We start from the raw sequence: 24850 nt of genomic DNA, 5'->3' as shown, positions 1-24850 counted from the left end.
CGGAGGGGATCACCCTGAAGGTCATCGACCGGCAGTCGTTTTTCAGGCAGGAGGTGGGACCTCGTTCAACTCGACCGGCTTTCAGCCATCGACGAGTCCAGACCCATCGCCTGTCGTGCGCAGCGAAACAAGTCACTTGAGGAGAAATCGTGACCTCCACCAATACCAATCCCGACCTGGAGTCGCCACCGGCGACTGCCGCTGCGCAGGCGGCTGAGGTCGTTGACGCGCCTTCGGCGGCAGACCCGCGCCGCTGGATCGCGTTCATCATCATGACCGTCGCGACGTTCATGGACATGCTGGACGGCAGCATCGTCAACGTCGCGCTTCCCGCGATCCAGCACGGCATGGGCGCGAGCTTCGTGCAGCTGCAGTGGATCACCGCCGGTTACGTGTTCGCGTTCGCGCTCACACTGATCACCGGTGGGCGTCTCGGCGACATCTACGGCCGTCGCCGCATGTTCCAGCTCGGCGTGCTCGGCTTCGTCGTCACGTCGTTCCTGTGCGGCATCGCGGTCAACCCCGAGATGCTCGTGATCTCCCGTCTGGCCCAGGGTCTCGCGGCCGGCCTGATGGTCCCGCAGGTCATGTCGATCATCCACGTCACCTTCCCCGACAAGGAGAAGGGCGCGGTCTTCGCCATCCAGGGCACCATCGGCGGCCTCGCCGCCACGATCGCGCCGCTCGTCGGTGGCGTGCTCGTCGCCGCGAACATCTTCAACTGGGAGTGGCGGACGATCTTCCTGGTCAACGTCCCGATCGGCCTGATCGGCTACGTGCTGGGCTGGAAGTACATCAACGAGTCGAAGGCGCCGAGCCGGATCAGGCTCGACCTGATCGGTGTCGTCATCGCGACCGTCAGCCTCACCGCCCTGCTGTTCCCGCTCACCTTCGGCCGCGAACTGCACTGGCCGGCGTGGGGCTTCGTGCTGATGGCCGCATCCGTCGTGGGCTTCATCGGCTTCGTCGCCTACGAGCGCGCCAAGCAGCGCAAGGACGGCATGCCGCTGGTTCCGCTGAGCCTGTTCAAGTCCCGCAGCTTCTCCGCGGCCCTCGCGCTGATGCTGGGCATGTTCTCGTTCACCGGCATGTTCATGCTGGCCCTGTACCTGTACCTGCAGGAGGGTCTGGGCTTCTCGCCGCTGCGGACCGGTGTCACGCTGCTGGCGTTCTGCATCGGCGCCTTCATCACCGCGTCGGCGTCGGTCATCGCGCTGGTGCCGAAGTTCGGCCGCGCCGTCCTTCAGGTCGGTGCCGTCGTGATCGCCGTCGGTGTCGCGGTGCTGCTGTTCTCCGTCAGCCCCGACATCACCAGCTGGGGCCTCGTGCCCGGACTGCTGCTGATCGGTCTCGGCTTCGGCATGACGGCCACCCCGATCGCGCTGTTCGCCCTGCAGGAGGTGCCGCACGAGGACGCGGGTGCGGCATCCGGCCTGATCAACACCAAGCAGCAGCTCGGTTTCGCGGTCGGCATCTCGGTCGTGACGCTGGCGTTCTTCGCGCCGCTGGCCTCCCACGGCGCCACCAACGCGGAGTCGCTGGCTCCGCAGGTCCGCCAGGAGCTCGTGACCGCCGGTGTCGCCGACGCCAAGGCCACCGAACTCGCGGGTGCCTTCCAGACCTGTGCCGCCACCACGTTCTCCGGTACGCCGGACGCCGCGGCGTGTGGTGCGGTCCAGGCCGACCCGCAGGCCAAGGCGATCGCCGACAAGTACTCGCACCAGGCAGCGGGCCAGTCCTTCACGGACGCGTTCCGCACCACCCTGTACGTGGGCTTCGGCTTCGCCGCACTGGCGCTGCTGCTGGCCTCCTTCCTGCCTCGCTGGCTGAAGCAGGAGGAGTGGGGCGCGCCGGCTGAGGAAGGCGCCGAAGAGGGCTCTGAGGAGACCGCCAAGGCGTAGTTCTCTCCCGTTGGAATCCCCTGAGGCCCCAGGCGATCCGCCTGGGGCCTCAGGGCATTTCAGAGCCCGATGTGCGAGAAGGCCCCCCACCACCGGTGAGGGGCCTTCTCGCACAAGAGCTTCAGATGCGCTTGGCGTCACCCTCGACGTCGACCGGTCCCTGCCACGGGGTGCCGTCGTTGAGGTTGATGTAGGTGTGCGCCTTGGTGGTGAACTTCTTCTTGTTCGCGCTGATCTTGCCCAGATGGCTCGCGTTGATCGAACCGACCGGGTTGCCGTTCTCGTCGCGGTGGGCGTGGTGCGTGATCCAGAAGCTGAACTGGCCGTCCTTCTGCGCGGTCCAGACTCCCCGGCCCTCCAACTGGTCCGGGTAGCCGGGCTTGGTCTCGCAGTGCAGCTGGTAGTCGGCGGTGAAGTCGCAGAACAGCGGCGTGAGCAGCGGCGGTTCCTCGATGTGGATGGTCACGGTGAGGTCCCAGCGGCCGACGAGCGCGTTCTCGTAGCTGGGCTTCGCGTTGGCACCAGCGGCGGCGACGACGGGGACTGCCAGCACACAGGCGGCCACGGCGGCCAGAGCCTTCTTGCGGACGTTCATGGGGATGCGCCTCCGATGAGGTGGGGCAGCGGATGCGCTGAGTGTTGTTCGGGCAGCTCAAGCACCCCTGTAGCGCCAGTTGTGACCCGAGGGGACTTCGAGGCGGGTTGCGGAGGATGGGCGAAATGAGAGGAGCTGGGGCATGTCTGCAACGGTGACCGACGCGTTCCGCTGCCGGGCGGCCAGAACGCCTGACGCGGTGGCGCTGTCGGCGGAACAGGGTTCGCTGAGCTATGCCGAGCTGGACCGGTGGTCCGACGCGCTGGCCGGTGAGCTCGCCGAGGCCGGGGTGCTGCCCGGCGACCGGGTGGCGGTGTGCCTGGAACGGTCGCCGCAGCTCGTCGTGGCGCTGCTGGGCGTGCTCAAGGCCGGCGCGGCGTACGTGCCGATCGATCCGGAGGACCCCGAGTCGCGGGTCTCGATGATGCTCGCGGACGCCGACGTGTCCCTGGTCATCGGTCAGTTCTTCGCCGGCTTCACCACGCTGAAGGTGTCGCCGCCCAACGCACTGTCCACAGTGGAGCTTCCTGTCGTCGCTCCTGAGGACCTCGCCTATCTGATGTACACCTCGGGATCGACGGGCAAGCCGAAGTCGGTGATGATCGAGCACCGCAACATCACGAACCTCGTCACCGGGCCGAACTACGTCGACGTCACCCCCGGCGACCGGATCCTGCAGCTCGCGCCGGTCGCGTTCGACGCCGCCACGTTCGAGATCTGGGGAGCGCTGCTCAACGGCGCCCGCCTGGTGCTCGCCCCGCCCGGCGTGGTGCAGGCCGAGGAGCTCGGCGACCTGTTGCGGTCCAACGAGATCAGCGTCCTGTGGCTGACCGCGGCGTTGTTCCACCGGCAGATCGACGTCGACGTGGCCGCGTTCAAGGGCCTGCACACCGTCATGACCGGCGGCGACGTCGTGTCGGTGCCGCACGTGCGGCAGCTGCGTGAAGCCGTGCCGGAGGTCCAGATCGTCAACGGCTACGGGCCGACGGAGACGACGACGTTCGCGACCTGCCACCGCATCGGCGCGCACGAGGACCTGGGCGGCGCGGTACCGATCGGCACGCAACTGCAGAACGTCGAGATCGTCGTCGTTGACGCGGAGGGAAAGCCGGTCGAGCCGGGTACGCCCGGTGAGCTGTGGATCGGCGGCGCACAGGTGGCGCGCGGGTACTGGAAGCGGCCGGACCTCACGGACGAGAAGTTCGTGCGGGGTGGCTGGAACGGCCGGCGCTACTACCGGACCGGCGACCAGGGCCGCAAGCGGGCGGACGGCGTGGTCGAGTTCCTCGGCCGCATCGACGACCAGTTCAAGCTGCGCGGGTTCCGGATCGAACCGGGTGAGGTCGAGAACGCGCTGACCGAGCACCCGCAGGTCCGCACCGCCGCGGTCAGCCTCCGCACGCACCCCAGCGGTGACCGCAGGCTCGTCGCGTGGGTGGTGAAGTCCGGTGAGGACCTGGACAAGCGGGCGCTGAAGGCCCACATGCGCGCGAACATGCCCGAGCACATGGTGCCGGCCGGGTTCGTCGTGGTGGACGAGCTGCCGATCACGAGCAACGGCAAGACCGACCGCAAGGCGCTGCCGGAACCGGACTGGAACTCGAAGTCGCTCTACATCTGAGGCAGGCGAAAGGGCGGGCTCGCAAGGAGAGCCCGCCCTTTTTCACGTTCTCTAGACCCAGGAAGGAACTTCCAGGATCTCCAGCACGGCCGCGGTCCACACGTACCCCGCGCCGGACGACTGCAGGACGATCAGGTCACCGGGCTGCGGGTCGCGCTCGGCCAGCACGTGGTCGAGTCCCAGAGCGATGTCCGCGGTGCCGACCATGCTGTACTGCTTGGCCCAGTCGTACGTGGTGGAGGTGCGGTCGACGCCCAGCAGTCCGCAGATGCCGTGCGTGACGATGGTCTCCGCGAGCTGCTGGTGCAGGAAGAACCGGGCGTCGGCGAGCTCGATCTCCGCTTCGTACAACGCCATCTTGAGGGAGTGCCGCACTCCGCCGCCGATGCGCGCGATCATGTCGTCGAGGTCGACGTCGGCGTTCTGGAGGAAGTCCTCCACGCCGCTGTTGAGCTGCAGGGTCTGGCCGTCCGCGAACGGACCGGTCGTCCACTCCGCGTAGCCGCGCGACATCTGCTCCAGCGTCGAGTCGGCGTGCGAGTGGATGGAGCGGATTCGGGCGAAGCCGGAACGGTTCGACAGGACGAGCGCCCCCGCGCCGTCGCCGTTGACGTTCTGCTCCTCCGAGGCCCACCGGTCGAAGTAGGGCAGGTGGAAGGCGTCGCCCGCGGTCACGAGCGCCGCCGGCAGGTCCTTGTGCGAGGAGAGGTACGAGGCAGCCAGGTCCACCGCGGCCATGAAGCCGTTGCAGCCCTGCTTGACCTCGAACGCCGGTCCGGTGCCGCCGACCGTGTTGGCCTGCACGTAGCTCGCGGGCGTCCACAGGTCGAGTCCCTGGTGGGAAAGGGAAGCGTGCACCGTCAGGCCGAAGTCCAGCGGACTGAGCCCCGAGCGTTCCACGGCCTCGACACCGGCTTTCGCGGCCATCACGGGACCGGTCTCACCAGGGGCCGCGACGCGCAGCTCCCGGTAGCCGTTCATGGCCTTCTTCTCTTCTGTGTACCGGCCGGCCGCGATGGCGTCGTCCACCGTCTCGACCTGCTCGGGCAGATATGTGCCCACACCGGCGATGTACAGGTCATTCCATCGCATCTCGAACTCCTAGGCTGCCTGGTCCAGCTGCTTGGCGACGGCGCGCGCCGTCGGGTCCTCGTAGAAGCTGCGCAACGGGACGCGGACGCCGTACCGCTCGTGGACCTGCTTGACCAGCTTCGACGCCAGCAGCGAATGTCCTCCCAGGTCGAAGAAGTGATCCTCCGGTTCGATCCCCGGTACCCCGAGCACCTCCCCGAACAGCTCGCAGAGCTCTGTCTCCCGTTCGGCCACGGTGTCCTCCCTGTCAGCCCTTGAGTAACGAAAACTTTGCGTTACCCGGGTCGAGATGGGCTTGGGCCGCAGCGGAAAACCGCGCGTTCGAGCCGTTCTGAAGTTTGCGTCGAGGGGTTTCACCGACGGTTGCGCGCGTCCGTCGCACGCAACCGGGATTGGGAGCCACACAGATGCAGACGTTCACTCCGAAACGTTCGACCGTCTTCGCGCGCATAGGAGCGGTCACAGCCGTGGTCCTGCTTGCCTTAACAGGCATGGCGACCGCGGCGAACGCGACCTGCACACCGGTGGGCACCTGGACCGGGTACGTGACCCGCACGGACGGCGACCACCCGACCAAGCTGCAGTTCAAGGCCAACGGCAAGGTGTTCGTCACGAACGAGCAGAACACGACCACCCAGGGCACCTGGTGGTCGACCGGCGTCAACAAGTTCCACTACAAGTTCCGCGGCGAGAAGGTCTACGACGAGAACGGCGCCTACTTCGCCTACGTCGACTTCGACCAGGACGCCGTCCAAAGTGGACCGGACAACTTCACCAGTTCCGGCCCGTCCACGTTCTTCCTCGCGGACGGCACGAACCTGGGCACCTCGGACATCACGTTCACGATGGCTCGCGTGTAGAGCCCGCGCACGGCCGGAGCCGGGACGGGTCCGCCGCCCTCATCCCGGCTCCGGCCTGTGGGCGGTCACACCAGGAACGAGGCGTGCTCTTCGACCCACTGGCGGAACGTGCGGGCCGGTTTGCCGGTGATCCGTTCAGCCGTGGCGCTGGTGTCCGCGACGACGCCGACCGCGGCCTCCCACTGGTTGAGCAGTGAGGTCAGGACGGGCGGCGGCACGAAGTTGCTCATCTGCGCCTCACCCTCCTCGCGGGTCAGGCCGTTGATCACGAGCTTGCGGCCGAGCACGTCACCGACGATCTCCAGCTCCTGGCGGAACGTCAGCGACTCCGGGCCGGTGAGGTCGACGATCTCGTCCTGGAGCTTCTTCTCGGTGAGCGCGATGACCGCCACGTCAGCGATGTCGTCTTCGTGCACCGGGGCCACCTGAGCCTCGGGGAAGACCTGGTCGATGGTGTCGCCGGCCTGCAGCGAGTAGCTCCAGCCGAACGCGTTGCTCATGAAAGCGCCGGGCCGCAGGACGGTGTAGTTCAGGCCGGACGTGACCACGGCCTCTTCGACGAGCAAGTGGTGGTGTGCCAGCGGGTCCTGGTCGGCGCCCGGCAGGCCCACGGTGTTCGACGACAGCAGCACGACCTGCTCGACGCCGGCCTTCTCGGCCTCGTCGAGGAACTTCACGATGCCGTCGGGCTCGGCGTAGAGCAGCACCTTGGAGACACCGGCGAGGGCCGCGACGAACGTCTCCGGGTCGTTGAGGTCGAGCGCGACTGTTTCCACGCCCTCGGGGACGTCGAGTTCCGCGGGATTTCGGCCGGACGCGCGGAGGCTGTGACCCGCCGCGTAAAGCCGCTGGAGCACGCGACGGCCGACGTTGCCGCGCGCCCCGGTGACGAGGATGGTCATGTGGATCTCCCGAATTGGGTGGTTCGCCTGGATGGCTGATCACGCACAGCGTTCACCCGGTCACTCGAACGGCGCTGGACCGTGCTTCAGGTCAGGGCTCCTAACCTGCGAAAACAATTCCCCGACGTCGAGGAGCGCACGGTGGTTTCCTTTCCCGTTCCCGGATCCAGTCACCGCGGTCCGGCGCCGGAGTTCGCCGGGTTCCGCGCGTCGAGTCCTGTCGTGCGCCTGCCCGCGAACGGTGGTGGTCATTGCTGGATCGCGACCACGCAGGACTCGGTCCGCGTGGTGCTCGACGACGTGCGGTTTTCCCGTGCGGCGTCCTACGAACCGACGGCGCCGACCTTTCCCGGACTGTTCCAGGCGCCGCCCGGGATGATCATCTCGCTGGACCCGCCCGCGCACACCCGGCTGCGCGACCTGGTGTCGCAGGCGTTCTCGGCCGACCGGATCGAGTCCATGCGACCGAGAATCCAGCAGCTGGTGACAGAGTTGCTGGACCAGGCGGACTCCGAAGCTCTCGAGGGGCCGGTCGACCTGCTCGGCAAGTTCACGTTCCCCCTGGCCATCATCGCGATCAGCGACCTGTTGGGTGTGCCCGCCGGCGACCGCGACACGTTCGCACGACTGATCCGGGAGTTCGCCGCCGTCGACGCGCCGGAGCTGGCGGCCGCGGCGGGCGAGCAGCTCGGCGAGTTCATGGCGGGGCTGGTGTTCGGGAAGATGGCCGCGCCCGGCGACGACGTGCTGTCGGCGCTGACCGAGGCGCGCATCGGCGACGACAAGCTGGAGGTCGGCGAACTCATCGGCCTCGGATACACGTTGCTCGGCGCCGGTGGTGACTCCACGGCCTGTCACCTGGCCAGCTCGGTCCTGACGTTGCTGGGACACCACCGCGACGTGTGGGTGCGGCTGGGGGAGCGGCCGGAGGAGGTGCCGGCGGCGGTCGAGGAGCTGCTGCGCTGGATCACGTTGTCCACCAACGACACGACCGGTCTGCCGCGGATCGCCACCGAGGACGTGACGTTGTTCGGCGTGACGATTCCGCAGGGCGACGCGGTGTTCGTGTCGACCAACTCGGCGAACCGCGACGAGACGCTGTTCACCGACCCCGACACGCTCGACTTCACGCGGACCGACAACGCGCACCTCGCGTTCGGGTACGGGATCCACCGCTGCCTCGGCGCCCCGCTCGCGCGCATCGAGCTGACCACCGCGTTCGAGGAACTGACCCGGCGCTTCCCGGCCGCCCGGCTCGCCGTCGCCGAGGAAGAGCTGGAGTGGCAGAAGGCCGACATGAACCACCGGCTCGTCGGGCTGCCGGTCGACCTGCACGGCAAGGGTTTCTGAAACACAAAAGGCCCCCGGAACGACCGGGGGCCTTTTGCCGCGTGGACTACTTCTTGCGGGGCACGGCGATCGCGGCCAGCGCGCCGCAGAAGGTGAAGACAGCCGCACCGAACAACGCGAGCCCGAAGCCGGAGCCGAGCGAGTGCCGCAGCGGTTCACCTTGTGCCAGCAGGGAGTCCGCCCGCGCCGACGACATCGTGGCGAGGACGACCAGGCCGATCGCGCTGCCCATCTGCCGGATCGTGTTGAGCAGACCGGACGCGAGACCCGCCTGCTCGCGCGGCACCCCGGACGTCGCGGCGTTCGTGGTGGCGTTGAGAACAGCGCCCATTCCCAGGCCCAGCAACGTGGTCGGGATGAGGATCGAGCCCAGGAACGTCGACGACTCGTCCGCCGTGGACACCCAGAGCAGGCCGACGGTCGCCGTGAGCAGACCGGCGATCAGCACCGGCCGCGGACCGATCTTCGGCACGATCCGTGCCACGCCGAAGCCGCCCAGCGCGATGCCGATCGACAACGGCAGGTAGCCGAGGCCGGTCTGCAGCGCGCTGAAACCCATCACCTGCTGCAGCACCAGGGTCAGGAAGTAGAAGGTGCTGAACAGAGCGGCGATCGCGAAGAACGCCACGATGTTCGTCGCGGTCACCGCGCGGTTGCGGAAGATGCCGAGCGGCATCAGCGGGTGAGCGGACACCGTCTGCTGCCGCAGGAAGAACGCGAACAAGACCACCGCCAGCGAGAGCGATCCGGCGACCTGCCAGGAACCCCAGCCGAGCTCGTGCGACTGCGCGATGCCGTAGACCAGTGCCATCAGGCCGATCGTCACGGTGAACGCGCCGGGGACGTCGAGTGCCTTGCGGCCGCCGTTGCTCGGCGTCTCGGGCACGGCACTGCGGATCATGGCCACCAGCGCGATGCCGAGCGGGACGTTGATCAGCAGCACCCAGCGCCAGCCGAGCGACTCGGTGACGATGCCGCCGAGCAGCACGCCGACCGCACCACCCGTGCCGGACACCGCGCTCCACCACCCGAAGGCCTTCGCACGGGCGGTGGGATCGCGGAAGGTGGTGCCGAGGACCGTGAGCGACGCCGGTGCCATCACGGCCGCGCCCAGGCCCTGGAACCCGCGGGCCGCGATCAGGGCGCCGGGCGAGGTCGCCATGCCACCGACCGCGCTCGCGACCGTGAACAGGGCCGCGCCGAAGAGGAACACCCTGCGCTGCCCGAACAGGTCGGCGAGCCGGCCGCCCAGCAGCAGGAAGCCGCACACCGCGATCGTGTACGCGCTGTTGACCCACTGCAGGTCGTGCCGCTCGAACCTGAGGTCCTCGAAGATCGACGGCAGGGCGACGTTCATGACCGACGCGTCCAGCACGTTCATGAACTGCGCCAGGCAGCACACGGCCAGCACCAGGCCGAGTTTCGCTCCCGGCTTGCTGAGCGTGGCCGTCATGAGCGCACCAGGCGGAAGAACGTCCGCAACTCCTCGACGAGCACGACCGGGTTCTCCAGCGCGGGGAAGTGGCCGCCGGACGGCATTTCCCGCCAGTAGCGCAGATCGGTGAACCGGTGCTCGGCCCACGCCTTGGGCATCCGCGCGTCGGCCGGGAACACCGAGAACCCGGTCGGCACACCGACCTGAGTGAGCGGGGACTTGTTGTAGCTCTCCCAGTACAACCGGCCCGACGACGCGGCCGTGGCGGTGAACCAGCACACCGAGACCATGTCGAGGATCCGGTCGCGCGAGATGATCTTCTCCGCGTCGCCGTCGTGGTCGCTCCACGACCAGTACTTCTCCCCGGCCCAGCCCAGCTGGCCGATGGGGGAGTCGGTCAACCCGTACGCCAGCGACTGCGGCTTCGTGTTCATCACCGCCGCGTACGCGGACTCCTTGGCGGCGAACTCCTTGAGCGCGCCGAGACCCTTGTAGTCCTCTTGTGTCAGCTGGACCTCCGCCTCAGGCGCCGGCGCGAACGGCATCACGAGGTGGATCGCCTCGACGTGGTCCGGCGCGATGTGGCCGAGGATGCCCGTGATGAACGAGCCCCAGTCGTTGCCGTGCGCGTAGAACTTGTCGTAGCCGACGCGGCCCATCAACGTCACGAACGACGCGGCGATGCGTTCCAGCGTCCAGCCGGTTCCGGTCGGCTTGTCGCTGAAACCGTAGCCGGGCAACGAGGGCGCGACGACGTGGAAGGCGTCGGCCGGGTCCGGCGGGTTGGTCAGCGGCTCGATGACGTCGAGGAACTCCGCGACCGAACCGGGCCAGCCGTGCGTGAGCAGCAACGGGCGCGCGTTGGCGTGCGGGGAGCGCGCGTGCAGGAAGTGGATCCCGACGCCGTCGATCTCCGTCTTGAACTGGGGGATGGCGTTCAGCTTCGCTTCCGTGGCGCGCCAGTCGTAGACGTTCGCCCAGTACTCGGCCAGGTCCTTGGCATAGGCCAGGGGCATGCCCTGCGACCAGTCGTCCACGGTCTCCGCGTCCGGCCACCTGGTCGCTGCCAGCCGCCGTGTGAGGTCCGCCAGTTCGGAGTCGGGAACCTCGACCCGGAACGGCACGAGTGCAGTGTCCATGGCGCGAAGGTAGGTACGGGGGCTCAAATCCCGGTCGACATTCAGGTTTCGAGCCGCTTTCGAGGTGCGCGTAGCACTGTTCGGCGCGAGGCCAGGCCGTAGTAAACCCCGGAGGTGTCCCGTGCTGCCCCTTGAACTGGACGAGGAGTTCCCGTTCAGCGGTTCCTCCTACCGCGGCCCGGACCCCAAGTACGACAAGCTGCGCGCCGAGTGCCCGGTGGCCAAGGTGCCGACCAACTCCGGCACGCCGACCTGGGTGATCACCAAGTACGAGGACGTCCGCGCCGGGCTCGCCGACTCCAGGCTGAGCCGCGCGTTGACGTGCGTCGAGGGTGCTCCCCAGGTCGGCGGTGCCATGACCACCACCCCCGAGATGATCATCTCGCTGGACGGCTCCGAGCACTCGCGGCTGCGCAAGCTGGTCATGGGCGCGTTCACGGTCCGCAAGGTCGAGGCGATGCGCGCGGGCGTGCAGAAGGTGGCCGACGAGCTGCTCGACGCCATCGAGCTCAAGGGCGCGCCGGTCAACCTCGTCGAGGCGCTGTGCGTTCCGCTGCCGCTCACGATCATCGGCGACCTGCTCGGCGTGCCGACCGAGGACCTGAAGATCTTCGAGACGGACGCGCGGGCGTTCGCGACGTTCGACGAGAACGACCCCGAGGCGCCGATGCGGGCGTTCGGCAGGCTCGCCGGGTACGTCATGGGCCTGATCGCGCAGAAGCGCGAGAAGCCCGGCCAGGACATGCTGTCCGACCTGATCTCCGCGCGGGACAACGACGACAAGCTGAGCGAGCAGGAGCTGGTGACGTTCGCGTTCACCCTCATCGGCGCCGGCTTCGACACCGCCGCGAACCAGATCTCCAACTCCGTGCTGGCGTTGCTGCACGATCACCCGGACACGTGGCAGCGGCTCGTCGCCGACCCGTCGCTGATCCCCGCGGCCGTCGAGGAACTGCTGCGGCACGTCAACCTCTTCGCCACCGACACCACGGGTTTCCACCGCATCGCGGCGGAGGACCTGGAGCTCGGCGGGCAGAAGATCGCCAAGGGCGACGCGGTGTTCTTCGTGCTGTCGTCGGCGAACCGCGACGAGGACGTCTTCGACAATCCTCAGCAGCTCGACATCGACCGCGCCTCGAACCCGCACATCGCGTTCGGGCACGGCGTGCACTACTGCCTCGGCAAGCAGCTGGGGCGCATGGAGATGGCGATCGCCATCGAAGGTCTGACCCGCCGTTTCCCGGACCTCCGTCTCGCGGTGCCGTACGAGGACCTGGCGTGGCACCAGGGCGAAATCAACCACTCACTCGTCAGCCTCCCCGTCACCTGGGGATAGAGAGAAGGAGAGCCATGAGCATCCCCGAGAAGCAGTGGGAGGTCAGGCTCGCCAAGCACGTCGAGGACGACCTGACCCTCGAGCACTTCGACGTCGTCGAGGTGGCCGTCCCCGAGCCCGGTGACGGTGAGGTGTTGGTGCGCGTCGACTACGTGTCGGTGGCCGCCGCCTTCAAGGAGTTCATGAGGTCCGACTGCCAGATTCCCGGCGTGCCGCCGTGGAAGGTCGGCGACCCCGCGGGTGGCGGTGGTGTCGGCACCGTCGTGAAGTCGAACAGCCCCGACCTGGAGGTCGGCGACCTGGTGCAGTCGTTCGGCCCGTGGCAGGAGTACTGGGTCGGGCCCGCGCAGCAGTTCATCAAGCAGAACCCGCACTACGTGCCTTCGCCGGTGTACTTCCTGTCGCAGGGACCGACGGCCTACTACGGCATGGCGACCATCGCGCAGGCAGGCGAGGGCGACGTCGTGTTCGTCACCGGTGCCGCCGGTGGTGTCGGGTCGCTGGCCGGGCAGATCGCGAAGGCCCGTGGCGCCAAGGTGATCGGTTCGGCCGGCAGCCAGGAGAAGGTCGACTGGCTGGTGAACGAGCTCGGCTTCGACGCCGCGTTCAACTACAAGGACGGCCCGGTGAGCGACCGGCTGCGCGAGCTGGCGCCGGACGGCATCAGCGTGTTCTTCGACAACGTCGGCGGCGAGCAGTTCGAGGCCGCGCTCCAGGCGGCACGTCCGCACGCCCGGTTCGCGCTGTGCGGCGCGCTGGCCAACCAGAACGACGGAAAGGCCGAGCACCCGCGCATCGACCTGATGACGGCGATCACCAAGCACCTGGAGATCCGCCCGTTCGCCTGCTACCACCTGCCGGAGCAGATCCAGGACTGGGTCGTCCACTTCGGACAGTGGCTGCAGGAGGGCAAGTTCGTCTTCCCGCACACCATCGTCGACGAGGGCGGGGTCAAGACCGCGCCGCAGGCGTTGCTGTCGCTGTTGGCGGGCAAGTACACCGGCAACGTGACGGTCAAGATCTCCTGACGCGCGTTGGTGAGAAGGGGGCGCCTGCTGGCGCCCCCTTCGAGGTGCTAGCCCAGCCTTTGCGCCGTGATCTGGATCGCGGCTTCCCTTGCCGTGGTGCCGTTCGCGAGGCGCACCACCGCGTTGCCGTTGCTGACGAACTCGTCGCCGCGCAGCACGGCGTCCTGGGCGATCTCGATCGTCCCTGGTGCCTCGGTCAACTCCTCGTTGATCCGGTAGCTGAACGTGTCAGGCCCCGTCTGGGTCCACGTCCCGGCTCCCTTTCCGCCCACGACCAGCATCGCTGTGCCGTCGCGCGCGAACTCGAACTCGCTCTCCGTGTGGCCACCGGGTCTGCCGACTCGGGCGCGCCACCTGCCCACCGCAAGAGTTCCCATGCTCCCCAGGGTTTCCGCCCCAGCTAGACCTGGACTCAAGGGTCACCGAGCAGGGTTGACGTCGACTGCCCTACCGAGTGGAAAGAAGCTGGAGGCGTCATGTCGGACGCACCATTTGCCGGACAGCAGGTCGTCGTGACGGGTGGGGGAACCGGCATCGGCCGCGCGGCGGCGCTGGCGTTCGCCGACCTCGGCGCCGCGAACGTGATCATCACCGGCCGCCGGGAGAACCGGCTCACCGAGGTCGTCGCCCTGCACCCCGCGATCACCGCCGTCGTCGCGGACGTGACGACGGACGAAGGCGCGCAGAAGGTCGCCGACGCCGTGAAAATGGGCGGCGGCAAGGTGGACGTGCTCGTCCACAACGCCGGCATCTTCCGCTTCACGCCGGTCGCGGGGTTCGACCTCGCCACCGCGCGGGACGTGCTGGACACCAACCTGGTCGGCCCGCTGGTGCTGACCGCCAAGCTGTTGCCGCAGCTGACTTCGCCTGGCGGCAGCATCGTGTTCGTTTCCAGCAACGCCGGGCACATCGCGGTGCCGGGCGGTGGCGTGTACGGCGCCAGCAAGGCCGCCGTGGACAGCCTGGTGCGCAGCTGGGCCCTCGAACTGGCCCCGCAGGGCATCCGCGTCAACGCGGTCGCGCCCGCCGCGGTGCGCACGGAGGTCTACTCGGCCAACGGTTTGAGCCCCGAGGAGGTCGAGGGCTACTTCGGCTTCCAGGCCTCGCAGACGCCTCTGGGGCGCACCGGCGAGGTCGACGACGTCGTTCCGTGGATCACCCGCTTCGCCGAGCCCGCGAGCTCGTGGGTCACCGGTCAAGTCATCACGCTCGATGGCGGCGCTGATCTGGCGTGAGCCAACCTTTCGACTAGGAGGAAGACCCAGATGACCAGCACCGCCGAGCCGGGTGTGGACACGTTCCCGTACAAGCGCACGTGCCCGTTCACGCCGCCCGCGCAGTACACGCAGATGGCCGAGGAGGACGTCGTCGAGGTGACGCTGACCGGGTCCGGTCTGCGGATCTGGACGATCAGCGGCTACCACACGATCAAGCAGCTCCTGACGGACCCGCGGATCAGCGCGTCGCGCAAGCACGACAACTTCCCGTTCTACTTCATCGCGCCGCCGGAGTTCCGCACCGAGACGTCGTTCATCGGCTACGACAACCCGGAGCACACCAAGACCCGGCGCAAGGCGGCCGTGACGTTCACCAACCGCCAGGTGAAGCGGCTGCGCCCGCGCATCCAGGAGATCGTCGACGAGTACATCGACAAGATCCTCACGATGACGCCGCCGATCGACTTCCACCGCGAGTTCTCGCTCGCCGTGCCGATGACGGTCATCTGCGAGCTGCTCGGCATCCCGCAGGACGAGCACGACTTCTTCATCGAGCACGGCACCTGTCTGCTCGGCGGCCACTCGACGCCCGAACAGCGCCAGGCCGCGATCGTCGAGGTGAACGCCTACGTCGACAAGCTGATCACGTTGAAGGAGAAGGAGCCCGGCGAGGACCTGCTGTCCCGGGCGATGGCGGAGTACGCCGCGTCCGGCGAGGAGTACACGCGCCGCGACCTGTTCAACATGATCCGCCTGCTGATGAACGGCGGCCACGAGACCACCGCCTCGATGCTGTCGCTGGGCACCGCCGCGCTGCTGGAGAACCCCGACCAGCTCAAGCTGCTGCTGGACGACCCCGAGGGCATGATCGAGCCGGCCGTCGAGGAGCTCGTGCGCCTCGCGACCATCGGTGACACCGCCATCCCGCGCGTCGCGCTGGAGGACATCGAGATCGGCGGCAAGACCATCAAGGCCGGCGACGGCATCCTGTGCCTGGGCCTCAACGGCAACCGCGACCCGGAGATCTTCCCGGAGCCGGAGAAGCTGATCCTGGAGCGCGGCACCCGCAAGCACCTCGGGTTCGGGCACGGCCTGCACCACTGCATCGGTGCCGACCTGGCGCGCCTGGAGATGCAGCTGGTGTGGTCGACGCTGTTCCAGCGGATCCCCTCGCTGCGGCTGGCCAAGCCGTTCCTGGAGATCCCGCGCAAGGAAGGCGCCGTGATCTACGGCCTCTGGGAGCTGCCGGTCACGTGGGACATCCCCGCGGAGGACTGACCTCCACGAGAAAGGGCCCCGCACTTCGGTGCGGGGCCCTTTGCGTTGTGCCGTCAGTCCTTCGGGATGTCCGGTCGCCGCACGTGCCCGGGAATCCTGGTGTGCTTGCTCGCGGGCAGCACGCCGTCGACGAGGTAGTCGTCGACCAGCGAGTCGAGAACCTCGTTGCCCGCCAACCCGTACACCTCGTGGTCGCCGGAGTCCTCGATGAGGACGAGCGGGTGGTCCAGCAGCGCGGCCAGCTCGATGCCGCCCTCGACGCGGTCCATCGGGTCGCCGTCGGCCTGCACCACGAGACCCTTGGGGTAGCCCGGCTGCGCCAGTTTCGTCGGCGGCTCCAGGCTCTCGAACGTCCGGAACGCGCCGACCCACGGCTGGGCGCGCAGCACGCCGTACCCGTACGGGTGCTCGGCGCGGTGCTTGCGGACGTCGTTGTAGTAGACCTCCAGGTCCTGCGGCCAGTAGGTCTCCAGCGTGATGGCCTCCAGCACGCCGACCCGCAGGTCGCCCTCGGAGTCCTGCGGCCGCCAGGTGGCCTGCCCGACGATCAACGCCCGCGCCTTCTCGAAGTTGCTGTCCTGCAACGTGGTGCGCAGGTCGCCGATGAGGTAGCCCAGCGAGTCCCACTGCCCGCGGTCCGTGGACCTCGTGCCCACCGCGCCGTCGAACAGCGTGCGGAGCTGGATCTGGTCGCCCTCCTCCAGTTTCTCGACGACGGCCTCGATCTCCGCGATGACGGCTTCCCGCGTGTCGCCGAGGTGGAAGTGCCCGTCGCGCTCTGCAGTCCAGTCCGCCCACAGCGCGACGTTGCGGTAGACCGCCTCCGCCTGTGTGACGAACTGCTCGCGCCAGGTCCACTGTGGATTGATGCACGAGTCGAGGACCGTGCGGTCGAGGTTCTCCGGGAACATTGTGCCGTAGACGGCGCCGACGTACGTGCCGTACGCGTACCCGACGAACGAGATCTTCTCCTCGCCCAGCACGACCCGGATCAGGTCCATGTCACGGGCTGTGTTGCGGGTCGTGATGTGCGGGCGCAGCTCGCCGCCGCCCTTCTCGCATCCCAGCTCGCGCAGCCGCATGTCCTCGGCCAGTTGCTCGAAGAGCGAGTCCGGCGGCCGGGAGTCGAAGGGCGCCTTGGGAATCGTGACCTCGGCGTAGAGCTTCGTGGACTCGCCGTACCCGCGCGGGTCGAACCCGATGAGGTCGTAGGCGGTCCGGACCCGCTTGCCGAGGCGCTTGATCAGCCCGAGGCCGTCGCCGCCGTCGCCACCGGGTCCGCCGTTGACGGCCAGCAGAACGCCGCGGCGCTGGGCCGGGTTCGTCGCCCTGAGACGGGCGAGGGCGATGGTGAGCTTCGGACCGTCCGGGTCGGAATAGTCGCGTGGCACGACGACCGTCGCGCGTTCAAGGCCGTCCTCGAACGGCGGTGACCAGTTCACCTGCTGGTCGTAGAACTCCTTGAGGGGCACGGTGGAACCTCCGCGGGTGGGTGTACGCCGACACCGCAGCGTCGCAAGACCTGCTCGAACGGCCCTGGAACACGGGCCTCAGCGCCCGGTGGTTCCGTCGGTCAGTTCGCGGAGGACGTCCGCGTGACCGGCGTGCCGGCCGGTCTCCTCGATCATGTGGACGAGCTTCCAGCGCATGCTCGCGACCACGCTGCCGTCGAGCACCTCGTTCACCTTCTCGACCGTGTCCCGGTAGCGGGCCACGACGTCCGCGACGCTGTCCTGCGGCGAGGCCTGGAACGTGGCCTTCCAGTCCCGGACGCGTTCACCGAGGAACGTCGCCCGCTCCACGAACGTGAGGTGGGTGAGCAGCCCCAGCAGGTTCGTGCCGGACGGCACCGCCGCAGTGCGGACGTGGGGCTCCGGTGCGCCTTCCACCTTCGCGGACACGCAGGAGCGCAGGTAGTCGAGGAACCCGCGCAGGACCTCGGTCTCGCTTCCGCCGGTCCTGGGCGGCGGCTGGTCACGTCTCCTGGGCATGGCTCGATCCTCGGTCGTCGCGCGATGGAACGCACGCGAACTTGCCGTTCTGGCAAGCCCATGAACGCTCAAGGTGGTCTCCACCACGTGCAAAGCGATGACGTTCAAGGTGAACCACGTCCGGCGAGCCGCAGATCCGTGGGAGAACTGCCATGCCAAAGATCACTTACGTTTCGCACGACGGCATCGAGACCGTTGTCGACGTTGCCCAGAACGACTCCGTGATGCGCGGCGCGGTTCTCAACGGCATCAAGGGAATCGTCGCCCAGTGCGGTGGTGGGGCGTCGTGCGGCACGTGCCACGTGTACGTCGACCCGGAGAACACCAAGCCGCTGTCGCAGATGCACCAGGTGGAGGACGAGCTTCTCTACTTCACCGCCTGCGAGCGCAAGGAGAACAGCCGGCTGAGCTGCCAGATCCCCGTGACCGAGGAGCAGGACGGGCTCGTCGTGCACATGCCTGAGAAGCAACTCTGAGGGAGAGAAGCATGAGCAAGCGACGGGTCGCCCTGGTCACGGGCGCCACCAGCGGAATCGGTCTCGAGGTCGCCCGCAGTCTCGGCAGGGAGGGGCACGCGGTCTTCGTCGTGGCCCGCAACGCCGAGAACGTCCAGACCACGGTGAAGCAGCTGCGTGAAGAAGGCATCGAGGCCGACGGCGCCGCCTCCGACGTGACGTCCACAGAGGACATCCGCACCGCGGTGCAGAAGGCCGTCGAGGTCTTCGGTCCCATCGAGATCCTCGTGAACAACGCGGGTCGCGGTGGCGGCGGCATCACCGCCGAGTTGGACGAGGACCTCTGGCTCGACGTCATCAACACCAACCTCAACGGTGTCTTCCGGTTCACCAAGGAAGTGCTGTCGACCGGCAAGATGGTCGAGCAGTCCTGGGGCCGGATCATCAACATCGCCTCCACCGGAGGCAAGCAGGGCGTCGTGTTCGCCGCGCCGTACTCGGCGTCCAAGCACGGCGTCGTCGGGTTCAGCAAGGCCGTCGGCATCGAGCTCGCGAAGTCCGGCATCACCGTCAACGCGGTGTGCCCCGGCTACGTCGAGACGCCGATGGCCAGCCGGGTTCGCCAGGGTTACGCGAACCACTGGGGTGTCTCCGAGGAAGAGGTCCTCGAGAAGTTCAACGCCAAGATCCCGCTGGGTCGGTACAGCACGCCGGAAGAGGTCGCCGGTCTCGTGACGTACCTGACCACGGACACCGCGTCCTCGATCACCGCGCAGGCGCTCAACGTCTGCGGCGGGCTGGGCAACTACTGACATGCGCGGCGAGTCGGTAGTCGTCGTCGGGGCCGGGCAGGCGGGCTGCCAGGTCGCGGTGTCCCTGCGCGAGCAGGGACACCGCGGCCCCATCACGCTCATCGGTGACGAGCAGGCCGCGCCGTACCAGCGGCCCCCGCTCACGAAGGCCTACCTGGCGGGGGAGACCGACCTCGCCGGGCTGGTCCTGAGACAGGGCTCGTACTACGACGACCACGGCATCAAGCTCGTGACGAACGAGCGGGTGATCGGGGTCGACCGCCAGGCGCGGGTCGCGGTGCTGGGTTGTGCTCGCACGATCAGCTACGACCACCTGGTGTTCGCGACGGGCGCGCGGCCACGGCCGTTGCCCATCCCGGGCGCCGAGCACGTGCTGAACCTGCGCACGGTCGCCGACGCGGACGCGATCAGGCAGCGGCTCGAAGGCCAGATCGGGCTCGACGTCGTCGTCATCGGCGGAGGGTTCATCGGCCTCGAATTCGCCGCCGTGGTCAGGAAACTGCGCCACGAGGTGACCGTCGTCGAGGCGCAGGGCCAGGTGATGCAACGGGCGGTGTCCGCGGAGACGGCCCAGCACCTCGTCAACCGCCACCGCAGCGAAGGCGTCCAGATCCTCACCGGAACGGGCGTCGCCGCGGTCAGGGAAGGCCTGGTCGAGCTCACGGACGGCACGGTGCTCGTCGCGGACCTCGTGGTCGCGGGCATCGGCGTCATCCCGAACACCGAGATCGCCCAGCGCGCGGGGCTCGCGGTCGACAACGGCATCCTCGTCGACTCCCACCTGCGCACCGTCGACCCGCGCATCCACGCGCTCGGCGACTGCGCCCGGTTCGCCAGCACGCACGCCGGCGGCCTGATCCGCCTGGAGTCGGTGCAGAACGCCACCGACCAGGGCACCACGGTCGCGGCGGCCATCATGGGCAGCGCGGAGCCCTACACCGCCCTGCCGTGGTTCTGGAGCGACCAGTACGACGTGAAGCTGCAGACCGCGGGCCTCACCAACGGCCACGACCGCACGGTCACCGTCGGCGACCCGGCCGAGGGCAGGTTCTCGGTGTTCTGCTTCAAAGATGACAGGTTGATTGGAATCGAGGCCTACAACCGGCCGATCGACTTCCTGATGGGGCGCCGGATCCTGGAGGGCGGCAACGCGCTCACCCCGGAGATCGTCGCCAGGCCCGGCTTCGACCTGCGCGCCAGCCAGCAGAAAGCAGCCTGAGGAGATGCCGTCCGCGGAGAGGGAAGCCGGGCTACAACCAGCCGGCTTCCTCGGCGATGCGGATGGCGTCCACCCGGTTGCGGCCGTTGAGCTTGGTCATGATCGTCGTCATGTAGTTGCGGACCGTGCCGACCGAAAGGGACAGCGCGACAGCGATGTCAGGCGCGTCGGCGCCGTTCGCCGCCAGCCGGAGGACCTCCAGCTCGCGGTCGGTCAGCGGGCACTCGCCGCGGTCCCACGCGGCCAGGGCCAGCTGGCTGTCCACGACCCGTTCCCCGGCGGCGACGCGGCGGATCGCATCGGCGAGCTCCGTCGGCGGCGCGTCTTTGAGCAGAAAACCGTCCACGCGGGCCGCCAACGCCCTGCGCAACGTCCCCGGACGGCCCAGCGACGTCAGCATCAACGTCCTGACCTGCGGCATCGTCTCGCGGATCGTCGACGCGGCACTCAGCCCGTCGAGGATCGGCAGGTCGATGTCGATCACACAGACGTCGGGAGCGTGCTGGCGCGCGGCCGGCACGATCTTGTCGCCGGAGCTCACCTCGGCCACGACCTCGATGTCCGGTTCGAGGTTGAGCAGCGCGATGAGAGCACCGCGCACCATGTGCATGTCCTCCGCGAGCAGAACCCTGATCATCGCGCCCCTCCGCGCGACACCATATCTCCCAACGTTCATGTCGCGCTCCACGCCACATCAAGGCGGCCCGGCAAGGGTGAACCGAGCTGCCTCGCGAAGGGATGCGTCATGGAACGCAGCGTCAACGTGACAGTCGTGTACTACTCCTCGACGGGAACGATTCACCGGATCGCCTCGGAGATCTCCGAGACGGCCGAGAAGCACGGCGCCGAGGTGCGGCTGGTACGGGCTGCGGAGCTGGCGCCCGAGGCCGCGTGGCGGTCCAGGCCCGCCTGGGCGGCGCACCTGGAGGAGACCGCGGACGTTCCCGTCGCGTCGGTCGACGACGTGTTGTGGGCCGACGCCGTCGTCTTCGGCACGCCGACCCGCTTCGGCAACGTGTCCGCGCAGCTCAAGCAGTTCATCGACACGCTGGGACCCGCCTGGTTCAGCGGTCTGCTGGCCGACAAGGTGTACAGCGCGTTCACCTCGGGCGGCAGCCTGCACGGGGGCATGGAGACCACGCTCGTGTCGATCTACAACATGGTCTGCCACTTCGGCGGGATCATCGTGCCGCCGGGAGGGAACCTGAACCCCTACGGCACCTCTCACGTCCTGGGCGCGGACAACCTGCCGGTCGACGAGATCGCGTTGCAGGCGGCCCAGATCCAGGCCGAACGCGTCGTGCGCGTCGCACGTGCTCTGAAGGAGGTCTGACCGCGGTGCGAGTGAAGGATGTTTTCGTCAATGGCAGCGGCGTGCGCCTGCCCTCGACGCTGAACGTCGCGGACGCGATCGCGTCGGGGGACTGCGAGCCGAAACTCGTCTCGCGCACGGACGTCGAGTCCGTGTCCGTGTCCCCGCACGAGTCCGCGGCCGAGATGGCGGTCGAGGCGGCACGGGTCGCGTTGGCACGGGCGGGATCGCAGCCCGACGACGTCGACCTGATCCTGCACGCCACCACCTACCACCAGGGCCAGGACCTGTGGCCGGTCGGTTCCTACATCCAGCGCGAGACGGTCAGGAACTCCTGCCTGGCGCTGGAGATCCGGCAGATGTCCAACGGCGGCCTGGCCGCGATGGACCTCGCGGTGTCCTACCTGATCGCCCGTCCCGGCAGGGACGCCCTCCTGACGTCCTCAGATCGCTTCTGCCTGCCGGGAATCGACCGCTGGAAGACCGACCCCGGAACGCCCTACGGTGACGGTGCGTCGGCTCTCGTGCTGTCCACTCGTGGCGGTTACGCGAAGCTGCTTTCATTGGCCATCAACGCTGATTCCGACCTCGAACCGCTGCACCGCGGCGACGTGCCGTTCGGCCTCGCGCCGTTCTCGCACCGCATCCCGGTGGACTTCGAGGAGGCCAAGCACACGTTCAGCCGTGAGTTCGGGCTGTCCTACGGCATCAACAAGGCCAACGCGGGCCAGGCGCTCGCCGTCGAGCAGGCGCTGTCCGACGCCGACATGAAGATCGGTGACGCGGACTGGATCATCCTGCCGCACTTCGGCCGCCGCCGGCTGGACGTGAACTACCTGCGCCCGTACGACATCGACCCGGAGCGCACCACGTGGTCGTGGAGCCGCACGGTCGGGCACCTCGGCGCCGGCGACCAGTTCGCGAGCTTCGACCACCTCGTGCAGACGGGCAAGGCGACGTCGGGCCAGCGGATCGTGATGTTCGGCGTGGGCGCCGGCTACAGCTGGGGTTGCGCGGTCATCGAGATGCTCTGAGCGGCAACGGGATCTCGGCGCGGAGCCGGTAGGCGTGCTCGGACGTGAGGCCGGCGTGCAGGTCGCCGCCGAGTGCGCGGACGCGGGTGGTGAGGTTGCCGATCCCGCTGCCGTGGCCTGTTCTCCTTTCGGTGGCGGGGATTCCGTCGTTGATGATGTCCATGGTGACGAGATGCGGTGAGCTGGCGAGCACGATCTCGCAGTGTTCGGCTTTGCTGTGCCGCAAGAGGTTCGTGACGCCCTCGCGCAGCACGGTCGCGAGGGTCACCCTCACTTCTCCTGGCAGGTGGTCACAAGCGTCGATCCGCACGGTGACCTCGATGTCGGCGGCGGACAGCAGAGCCTGCGCAGACCGGGATTCCTCGTCGAACGACAGTTCGCGATAGCTCAGCGCCACTGATCGGACGTCGGCGAGAGCTTGCCGGGAGATCTCCAGCACCTCGGTGAGCTCCTGGCGGGCCCGCTCCGGATCGACGACGGCCAGCCGGTGCGTGAGCTCGCTCTTCAAGGTGATCGCGGAGAGGCTGTAGCCGAGCAGGTCGTGCAGGTCGCGCGCGAACCGCAGGCGCTCCTCCGTCACCGCCGCCGTCGCGAGCTCCTCCCGCGCCTCCTGCAGCTCCGTCACCATCGACCGCAGCCGGGTCAGCGCGTACAACGCGAGCCCGTGGTTCGTCGTCGCCATCAGGCCCCACACCACGTCGGTGGGGGCGGAGCCGAGCACGGCGTGGACGACGCCCTGGCCGGCGACGACCACGGCGAACACGGCCCAGCCCTGCCGCCGCGGCAGGACCAGCGCCGCGGCGCCCGCGAGGAAACCGGGGACCCCGCCCACGAACGGGTCGTGGAACACGAACTGGGGGACGAGCACGAGCACGGCGATCCCACCGAGCGCCGCGCGACCGGCCAGCGGACGGAGCCGGACGCGCGGCCGGCTCACGACGCCCAGCACCAGCGCGACGATGCCAGCGCTGCTCGCCGCGCAGACCGCGAGCTTGGTCAGGCCGGTCGCCAGGTCGTAGGACGCCAGCAGCGGCGCCATGACGCCGTATCCGATCACCACCGCCGTGAGCAGCGCCCCCGCGAACCGCGTCGCGATCGGCGGACCGGAGAACCGCGGCCTCCTCACCGGCTCGGCCGGCGCGGGGGAGGCGGGCACCTCGGCGCGCACCCGGTAGGTGCCGTCCGGACCGGCCTGGGCGAGCAGCGATCCGCCGGCGGCGGCGATGCGGGTGGCGAGGGTGGTGAGACCGTCGCTCTGGCCGGCGCCCGCCGGCACACCGTCGTGGACGACGTCGATCGACACCGTTCGGCCGGCACTGCCGATCGTGATCGAGCAGCGGGTCGCCTCTCCGTGCCGCAGGAGGTTCGCGACGGCTTCGCGCAGCACCGTCGCGAGCGCGGTCCTCGCCGGCGGCGACAGCTCGGGGTGGCCGGTCTCGACCGTCGTGACGACGCCCGCCGCCGTCAGCACGGACCGCGCCGAGTCGATCTCGTCGTTCAACGACAGCTCGCGGTAGCTCGACGCGACCGCGCGCACGCCCGTCAGGGCCTCGCGGGAGATGCCGATGATCCGCGCGACCTCACGCGTCGCCCGGCTGGTGTGCTCTCCGATCAACCCGCGGGCGGCATCGGCTTTCAGCGTGATCGTCGCGAGGCTGAAACCGACCAGGTCCTGCAGGTCACGGGCGAACCCCAGCCTCGCCTGCGCCACCGCCAGGCCGGCGAGTTCGGAGCGCGCCGTCTCCAGCCGCGCCACCAGCGAGGGCAGCCGGGACAGGCCGTAGACGACCAGGCCCGCGGTCAGCGAGGACGCCACGTAGTAGGCCAGCACGCCGGTGGGGACGCCGTACCCGGCCTTGGTCGCGGGGTTGGCCAGCGCCACGGCGGCGAACGCGAACCACCGGACGCGGCCGGGCAGCACCAGCAGGGCGCTGCCCGCGAGGAACCCGGGCATGCCGCCCCACGCGTTGGGGAACAACGGCACCGGCACGAACACCAGCAGCGCCATCAGGCCCAGCGCCAGGTACGCGCCACGGGATCTCAAGTTCGTGCCCGGCCGGGAGAACACCCGCAGTTGCAGGTGTCCGATGGCGAGCAGGCAGGCGAGCGAGCCCGCGATCCGCGCCGGGGTCGCACCGGCGTCCAGCACGTGGAGGAACGCGTTGCCGAGGTAGTTGGCGAAGACCACGCTGATGACGACGTACGCCAACCGCCGGGACACCGACGAATGTTCCTGTCCTGGCGTCACAGCGGCTCCCACGCACGGGTCGGGA

At 68.7% G+C, this 24850-nt stretch carries 24 protein-coding genes; 13 read left to right on the top strand and 11 right to left on the bottom strand.

Features of this window, described 5'->3' with window-relative positions; translation table 11 throughout:
• Window positions 1-149: 149 nt before the first annotated feature.
• A complete protein-coding gene (locus SK854_RS29955) occupies window positions 150-1901 on the top strand; it encodes a DHA2 family efflux MFS transporter permease subunit (RefSeq protein WP_319978458.1) in 1752 nt (583 codons plus the stop codon).
• A gap of 121 nt (window positions 1902-2022) precedes the next feature.
• Here SK854_RS29955 and SK854_RS29950 read toward each other — a convergent pair whose 3' ends face one another.
• Window positions 2023-2496, bottom strand: coding sequence for a hypothetical protein (locus SK854_RS29950; protein WP_319978457.1), 474 nt, complete (start codon window positions 2494-2496; stop codon window positions 2023-2025).
• Window positions 2497-2638: 142 nt separating this feature from the next.
• Here SK854_RS29950 and SK854_RS29945 point away from each other — a divergent pair, with 142 nt between their 5' ends.
• The gene (locus SK854_RS29945; protein WP_319978456.1) at window positions 2639-4117 is read left to right on the top strand and encodes an amino acid adenylation domain-containing protein; all 1479 of its coding nucleotides are present in this window, start codon (window positions 2639-2641) and stop codon (window positions 4115-4117) included.
• Window positions 4118-4168: 51 nt separating this feature from the next.
• Here the strand turns inward: SK854_RS29945 and SK854_RS29940 are convergent, their stop codons facing one another.
• Both SK854_RS29940 and SK854_RS29935 read right to left on the bottom strand, forming a co-directional pair.
• Window positions 4169-5209 carry a ketoacyl-ACP synthase III family protein gene (locus SK854_RS29940; RefSeq protein ID WP_319978455.1) on the bottom strand — a complete coding sequence of 347 codons (1041 nt, stop codon included), beginning with the start codon at window positions 5207-5209 and terminating at the stop codon, window positions 4169-4171.
• Window positions 5210-5218: 9 nt separating this feature from the next.
• A complete protein-coding gene (locus tag SK854_RS29935) occupies window positions 5219-5443 on the bottom strand; it encodes an acyl carrier protein (protein ID WP_093600101.1) in 225 nt (74 codons plus the stop codon).
• Between the two features lie 257 nt (window positions 5444-5700).
• Here SK854_RS29935 and SK854_RS29930 point away from each other — a divergent pair, with 257 nt between their 5' ends.
• Window positions 5701-6069, top strand: a complete 369-nt coding sequence (locus SK854_RS29930; protein ID WP_319978454.1) for a hypothetical protein — start codon at window positions 5701-5703, stop codon at window positions 6067-6069.
• Window positions 6070-6134: 65 nt separating this feature from the next.
• Here SK854_RS29930 and SK854_RS29925 read toward each other — a convergent pair whose 3' ends face one another.
• Entirely contained in the window at window positions 6135-6971 is an 837-nt protein-coding gene (locus SK854_RS29925) for an NAD(P)H-binding protein (protein ID WP_319978453.1), read from the bottom strand.
• A 141-nt stretch (window positions 6972-7112) separates the two neighbouring features.
• On the opposite strand from SK854_RS29925, the gene SK854_RS29920 reads away from it, so the two are divergent.
• Window positions 7113-8321: a cytochrome P450 gene (locus SK854_RS29920; protein WP_319978452.1), complete on the top strand. Its 1209-nt coding sequence runs from the start codon at window positions 7113-7115 to the stop codon at window positions 8319-8321.
• 46 nt (window positions 8322-8367) lie between these two features.
• Here SK854_RS29920 and SK854_RS29915 read toward each other — a convergent pair whose 3' ends face one another.
• Together SK854_RS29915 and SK854_RS29910 are read right to left on the bottom strand one after the other, a co-directional pair.
• Complete coding sequence (locus SK854_RS29915; protein WP_319978451.1) at window positions 8368-9774, bottom strand: MFS transporter; 1407 nt, start codon at window positions 9772-9774, stop codon at window positions 8368-8370.
• Entirely contained in the window at window positions 9771-10895 is a 1125-nt protein-coding gene (locus SK854_RS29910) for an epoxide hydrolase family protein (protein ID WP_319978450.1), read from the bottom strand. The genes SK854_RS29915 and SK854_RS29910 overlap by 4 nt, the downstream gene beginning before the upstream one ends.
• 121 nt (window positions 10896-11016) lie before the next feature.
• Here SK854_RS29910 and SK854_RS29905 point away from each other — a divergent pair, with 121 nt between their 5' ends.
• Together SK854_RS29905 and SK854_RS29900 are read left to right on the top strand one after the other, a co-directional pair.
• Entirely contained in the window at window positions 11017-12231 is a 1215-nt protein-coding gene (locus SK854_RS29905; protein WP_319978449.1) for a cytochrome P450, read from the top strand.
• Window positions 12232-12245: 14 nt separating this feature from the next.
• On the top strand, window positions 12246-13259 hold the full coding sequence (locus SK854_RS29900) for an NADP-dependent oxidoreductase (RefSeq protein WP_319978448.1): 1014 nt from the start codon (window positions 12246-12248) through the stop codon (window positions 13257-13259).
• A 47-nt stretch (window positions 13260-13306) separates the two neighbouring features.
• On the opposite strand, the gene SK854_RS29895 is transcribed toward SK854_RS29900, so the two are convergent.
• Complete coding sequence (locus tag SK854_RS29895; RefSeq protein WP_319978447.1) at window positions 13307-13636, bottom strand: hypothetical protein; 330 nt, start codon at window positions 13634-13636, stop codon at window positions 13307-13309.
• 99 nt (window positions 13637-13735) lie between these two features.
• Here SK854_RS29895 and SK854_RS29890 point away from each other — a divergent pair, with 99 nt between their 5' ends.
• Window positions 13736-14494, top strand: coding sequence for an SDR family NAD(P)-dependent oxidoreductase (locus SK854_RS29890; protein ID WP_319978446.1), 759 nt, complete (start codon window positions 13736-13738; stop codon window positions 14492-14494).
• A gap of 30 nt (window positions 14495-14524) precedes the next feature.
• Window positions 14525-15754 carry a cytochrome P450 gene (locus SK854_RS29885; RefSeq protein ID WP_319978445.1) on the top strand — a complete coding sequence of 410 codons (1230 nt, stop codon included), beginning with the start codon at window positions 14525-14527 and terminating at the stop codon, window positions 15752-15754.
• Window positions 15755-15807: 53 nt separating this feature from the next.
• Here SK854_RS29885 and SK854_RS29880 read toward each other — a convergent pair whose 3' ends face one another.
• The gene (locus SK854_RS29880; RefSeq protein WP_319978444.1) at window positions 15808-17226 is read right to left on the bottom strand and encodes an alpha/beta fold hydrolase; all 1419 of its coding nucleotides are present in this window, start codon (window positions 17224-17226) and stop codon (window positions 15808-15810) included.
• 78 nt (window positions 17227-17304) lie between these two features.
• Complete coding sequence (locus tag SK854_RS29875; protein WP_319978443.1) at window positions 17305-17745, bottom strand: DinB family protein; 441 nt, start codon at window positions 17743-17745, stop codon at window positions 17305-17307.
• A gap of 152 nt (window positions 17746-17897) precedes the next feature.
• Between SK854_RS29875 and SK854_RS29870 the strand changes: the two genes are divergently transcribed.
• From SK854_RS29870 to SK854_RS29860, 3 genes are read left to right on the top strand one after another with little or no spacing between them, the layout of a single operon-like run.
• Window positions 17898-18221: a 2Fe-2S iron-sulfur cluster-binding protein gene (locus SK854_RS29870; protein ID WP_093600065.1), complete on the top strand. Its 324-nt coding sequence runs from the start codon at window positions 17898-17900 to the stop codon at window positions 18219-18221.
• Between the two features lie 11 nt (window positions 18222-18232).
• Window positions 18233-19012, top strand: a complete 780-nt coding sequence (locus SK854_RS29865; RefSeq protein WP_319978442.1) for an SDR family NAD(P)-dependent oxidoreductase — start codon at window positions 18233-18235, stop codon at window positions 19010-19012.
• A gap of 1 nt (window position 19013) precedes the next feature.
• Window positions 19014-20231, top strand: coding sequence for an NAD(P)/FAD-dependent oxidoreductase (locus tag SK854_RS29860; RefSeq protein ID WP_319978441.1), 1218 nt, complete (start codon window positions 19014-19016; stop codon window positions 20229-20231).
• Between the two features lie 31 nt (window positions 20232-20262).
• On the opposite strand, the gene SK854_RS29855 is transcribed toward SK854_RS29860, so the two are convergent.
• Complete coding sequence (locus tag SK854_RS29855) at window positions 20263-20868, bottom strand: response regulator transcription factor (RefSeq protein ID WP_319978440.1); 606 nt, start codon at window positions 20866-20868, stop codon at window positions 20263-20265.
• Window positions 20869-20976: 108 nt separating this feature from the next.
• Between SK854_RS29855 and SK854_RS29850 the strand changes: the two genes are divergently transcribed.
• Together SK854_RS29850 and SK854_RS29845 are read left to right on the top strand one after the other, a co-directional pair.
• Complete coding sequence (locus SK854_RS29850) at window positions 20977-21564, top strand: flavodoxin family protein (RefSeq protein WP_319978439.1); 588 nt, start codon at window positions 20977-20979, stop codon at window positions 21562-21564.
• Between the two features lie 5 nt (window positions 21565-21569).
• Complete coding sequence (locus SK854_RS29845) at window positions 21570-22577, top strand: ketoacyl-ACP synthase III family protein (RefSeq protein WP_319978438.1); 1008 nt, start codon at window positions 21570-21572, stop codon at window positions 22575-22577.
• On the opposite strand, the gene SK854_RS29840 is transcribed toward SK854_RS29845, so the two are convergent.
• A complete protein-coding gene (locus tag SK854_RS29840) occupies window positions 22561-24798 on the bottom strand; it encodes a sensor histidine kinase (RefSeq protein WP_319978437.1) in 2238 nt (745 codons plus the stop codon). The two genes, SK854_RS29845 and SK854_RS29840, sit on opposite strands and share 17 nt — an antisense overlap.
• Window positions 24799-24850: the final 52 nt, after the last annotated feature.

This window comes from Lentzea sokolovensis (assembly GCF_033949975.1).
GTDB classification, from domain to species: domain Bacteria; phylum Actinomycetota; class Actinomycetes; order Mycobacteriales; family Pseudonocardiaceae; genus Lentzea; species Lentzea sokolovensis.
The sequence above is the reverse complement of the archived record's forward strand: the minus strand, read 5'-3'. Positions and strand labels throughout refer to the sequence as shown.